Source organism: Mycobacterium sp. (assembly GCF_050701675.1).
Taxonomy (GTDB): domain Bacteria; phylum Actinomycetota; class Actinomycetes; order Mycobacteriales; family Mycobacteriaceae; genus Mycobacterium.
In genome coordinates this window covers 1-4,552 of the sequence record NZ_JBOGDD010000985.1, presented here as the reverse complement: position 1 = coordinate 4,552, position 4,552 = coordinate 1, and the positions used below count along the sequence as shown (strand labels likewise).

Genomic DNA, 4,552 nt, shown 5'->3' with positions numbered 1-4,552 from the left:
AGCGTCAACAGCGTGCGTGCGCCGGCTTCGGCGGCGTCGAACCGGGCCAGGTTGTGGTCTTGCCACATCTGCGCGTAGAGCATCGAGGGCAACAGCCTGTCCACGTCGTCGTGGTCGTCGCGAATCTTCGCCAGCACCGCCTCGGCCTCGTCGTAACGATCCAGGTGCTGAAGCGTCCGGATCTCCTCGGCCTGATACGCCGAGTCCGACAGCCGGCGCAGGTCATTGAAGCGGTCCAGCGCGAGTCGGTGTCGCCCCTCGTTGCGGGCCGCCTCGATCAGAGCCACGACGGCCAGCCGCTGAGAGTATGTGTCCCCGAGTCGATTTCCCTCGGCGAGTGCGTTCTGTGCCAGGGATTCGGTTCGCGCCGCCGTTTCCGTTCTCGATGCGGCCAGCGCCTGTGCCGAAGACAGTTGGGCGCGCGTTACGGCAGACACTCCCCCGCGGGCCAGCGCGTCACCTGCGCGCCGTTGCATCTCCACGCAGTCGCCCGTGCACCAGAGCGCTCGGCACGCCTGCAGTTGGATGCGGGCGACGACCTCCGACTCGACGGCGACGGCGAGCAGTCGGTCGGCGATGGCCAGGGCCGCGCCCTCCCGCTGAACGTTGACCAGCGTTTCCACCGTCCGGATGCCCGCCAGGAGCCACAGCGCATGGCCCTCCGATGTCAGCGTGAACGCCTGCTGCGCCAATTCGGCTGCCTGCTCGGGCATCGAGACCATGCATTCGCGCGCGGCCTGTTCCAATGCGAGGACCGCTTCTTCGTCGTCGCGCACGGCACTCGCGCGGTAGTGGGTCGCTGCGGCCAGGGCTGACCGGCCGTCCCCGACGATGAAGCGGGCACAGTCGCGGTGCAGCGCGCGAAGTTCGTCCGGCGCGATGTCCGCGTACACCGCCTCGCGCACCAAGTCGTGCGGAAAGAACAGCTCCCCTCCGGCGTTGCCGAGCAGTCCGTTGTCAACCCCTTCGCGAGCCAGCATCCCGACCTGACCTTCCGAGACGTTCCCCAGCAGACGTCCCGCGTCGGACACGCCGAGGGCGCGTCCCCATACGGCGGTCAACCGAACCAGGGCGGCGGCTTCCGCCGAAAGGCCGTCGAGTCGACCGCGCACGCCGACCGACAGCTCGGCGTGGAGGTCGTCCACCCCTTGACCGCGTTCGCGCCGTCGCGCCAGGCCGTCGAGCACCTGGACGGCCCAGAACGGATTACCACCAGCCCTGCCGAGCAGGCTTCGGGTCTGCGCGGACGGCTCGGTACCCAGGCGATCCACGGCCAGGTCGTCGATGTCCGCGTGCGTCAGCGGCCCCAACGCGATGCGCGTGACGTTGGTGGCGTCGTCGATGCCCGCGAGGATCTCTTCGAGAGGACCGCTGGGAACCCAGCGGCTGGTGATCGCCCACACGACGGGGGATCCAGAAAGGCGGGCGGGCAACGCACGAAGAGCGAACCTGGTCAGCCGGTCGGCCCACTGGACGTCATCGATGGCGATCAGAACCGGAGCGCTCATCCCGAGTTCCTCGAGAAGGGCACTGATCCGGTCGACCAGCCACAGCGGCTTGTCGTACAAGGTGGCGAGGCTGGCGAACGCGTCACCGGACAGCAGCGGTCGGGCACCCGATCGCAGCGACACGAGCAACGGGGCGCCGGGGGCGATCTGGTCGCCCGGCTCGGCCTTGCCACTGCCAACGGAGAACCCTGCGCGCGACGCCTGTTCGAGGACACCGCGCAGCACCGCCGACTTGCCGATGCCAGGTTCCCCGCTGATCACCAGAAGGGCGCCCTGCCCCGTCCTGGCCGCGCGGCGCAACGCGCCCAGCGCCCTCGACATCGCCTCGCTGCGGCCCCTCAGCACCGTCTGCGCCATCGGCGTTCCATTCCTTCACACCCAACGTCGACGCCGGTGCACCCGGCCGCCACCCGCGGCGCGATCACCGAGTCTCGATCCCTGGTCTGCGCCGAGCACCCCGCCCGCGCGGAGTCGTGCTCTGGAGAACGCCGTGCCGCCGGAGTAATTCCCTCCCCGTGCGCGCCGGGTGCGCGACCGGGTAACACGAATCAATGATATTGACGCCCGGGTCACGTCGACCGGCCCCCCTGCCGTGCGCGGGGGGCCGATCGAACGGTCTCGTCGGTGACATTGAAAGATCGCCCGGCTACCCGGGCGAGATGCTCATCGAGCAGCAGGCGAAACCGTCACGCCCCACGCGCTGCCCTGCTCGCGATCGAGCACCGTGATGCCCTTGTTCTTCAGCGCGAAGACGTAGACCAGCAGGCTCACACCGATCACCACCGTGACGTAGACGATGAACGACGTGATGTGGTCGGGCTTGGCTGCCTGGTACAGCAGCGGGGCCGTACCGCCGAACACCGAGTTCGCGAGCGCGTAGCCCAAACCCACTCCCAGAGCCCGGATTTCGGCTGGGAACAACTCCGCCTTCACGATCGCGTTGACCGACGTGTACCCGGTGATGATCACGTAGCCGACGGCCAGTAGTGCGAACGCCGCCAGCGGCGAGGTGGTCTGCGGCAGGAAGGTGAGCAGGACGTACGTGTAGATCACGCCGCCGACCCCGAAGAAGAGCAGCAGGGGCTTGCGGCCGACGCGATCGCTGATGAGGCCGCCGACGGGTTGCAGCAGCATCAGGAAGATCAATCCCGCGAGGTTGACCCACGTCGCCGTCAGCGCCCGGTCGGAACCGAAGGTGGACTTGACGATCGCGGGCGCGTTGACGCTGTAGGTGTAGAAGGCGACCGTGCCACCCGCGGTGATGAGGAAGACGAGCAGCAGTGGACGCCAGTGCACGGTGAACAACGTCTTCATCGACCCGGCGGCACGGTCCTTGCCCTCGCGGATGGCTTCGAGGTGCGACTCGCTGAGCGACTCGTCCATCGAGCGGCGGATCCAGAGCACCACCAGCGCGGCGATGCCCCCGATGAAGAAGCCGATCCGCCATCCCCATGCGCTGAGCGCCTCGGTATCGAGGAATTGCAGCGCGATGAGGAGTGTGAACTGCGCGAGGACGTGGCCGCCGACAAGGGTGACGTACTGGAACGACGAAAGGAAGCCGCGCCGATTCGCGGTCGCCGCCTCGGACATGTACGTCGCCGAGGTGCCGTACTCGCCACCGGTGGCGAAGCCCTGCACCAGTCGCGCGATGATCAGGATCACCGCAGCCCACCACCCGATGATCTCGCGAGTAGGCATCACCGCCACCACGAACGAGCATGCCGACATGACGGTGATGCTGAACATCAGCGCGGACTTGCGGCCCCGCCGGTCGGCGAACCGGCCGAAGAACCAGGAGCCGACCGGGCGCATGAGGAAGGTCACCGCGAAGATCGCGTAGATGTACACCGTCGAGTTGGTGTCGGCCTTGTCGAAGAACTGGGCCTCGAAGTAGGACGCGAAGACCGTGTAGACGTACACGTCGTACCACTCGACGAGGTTTCCCGCCGAGCCCTTGATGGTGTTGAGCACCGCCCGGCGGGTGCTCGTCGGAGCGGTTGTCGGACAAGTCTTGAATGTCGGGGCCGAATCGCTCATCCACAGACGATAACGGGTCGGTTCACAGCTTTGGGTCAGCTTGACGCCGACCGCGGCGGTCTATCGAACGGTGAAGCTGAGCTCTCCGATGCCGTCGATGCCGCCGTCGACCGTCTGGCCGGCCGCAATGGGGCCGACGCCCGAGGGCGTTCCGGTCATGATCAGATCCCCTGGTTGCAGCGCAACCGAGGCAGACAGGTGGGCGATGACGTCGGCGACGGGCCAGATCTGGTCGGCGAGGTCGCCGTCCTGACGCGGCTGACCGTCGACGGTGAGCCAGATGCGACCCGCTTCCGCACTGGCGGAGGCAGCAGACACCAGCGGAGACACCGGTCCGGAGGCATCGAATCCCTTCGAGAGGTCCCACGGGCGTCGGGTGGCCTTTGCGTCGTCCTGGAGGTCTCGACGGGTGAGGTCGACGCCGACCGCGTAGCCCCAGACATGTTGCAGTGCAGTTGATGCGGGAATATCGAAGCCACCAGTGCCGATGGCGACGACGAGTTCGATCTCGTGGTGCAGGTTGTGCGTGAGCGGCGGGTAGGGGACCACACCAGGCGGCCCGCCGTGGTAACCCTCAGCGGCGGTGAAGACGGCGTCGGCGGGTTTGGTGAAGTAGAACGGCGGCTCACGGTCTGGATCCGATCCCATTTCGCGGGCGTGGTCGGCGTAGTTGCGTCCGACGCAGTAGACCCGACGAACCGGGAAGCGTTCGTCTGTTCCTGTGATGGCGAGGGTGGGCGTTGACACGGTGAACATGTTCTCTAGCTTTCACTACTCCACAGCCGAGACATTCTGTGGCATGCCTTGACGTTTCCAACAGATCCCGCGCGGGCATGACCAAGGACAGCGGAGACCGGAGACCAATGATGCGAATTCACGTCGGCTTCGAGATGGTCTTCGACTGTCCGCAGCCCACCCCGATGATCTTCAACCTGAACGTCCACTTCACGCGCGTCTCCGACCTCGTCGGCCGTGACGTGCTGCTGGTCGAGCCGCCGGTCCCGATG

General features: G+C 66.9%; 3 protein-coding genes. All 3 read right to left on the bottom strand.

Annotated elements, in window-relative coordinates:
• On the bottom strand, positions 1–1,865 hold a 1,865-nt coding region (locus ACRDUX_RS29910), incomplete at its 3' end, for an AAA family ATPase (protein WP_526419296.1).
• A 306-nt stretch (positions 1,866–2,171) separates the two neighbouring features.
• Positions 2,172–3,545 carry an MFS transporter gene (locus ACRDUX_RS29905; protein ID WP_526419295.1) on the bottom strand — a complete coding sequence of 458 codons (1,374 nt, stop codon included), beginning with the start codon at positions 3,543–3,545 and terminating at the stop codon, positions 2,172–2,174.
• 60 nt (positions 3,546–3,605) lie between these two features.
• Entirely contained in the window at positions 3,606–4,301 is a 696-nt protein-coding gene (locus ACRDUX_RS29900) for a fumarylacetoacetate hydrolase family protein (RefSeq protein WP_526419293.1), read from the bottom strand.
• Positions 4,302–4,552: the final 251 nt, after the last annotated feature.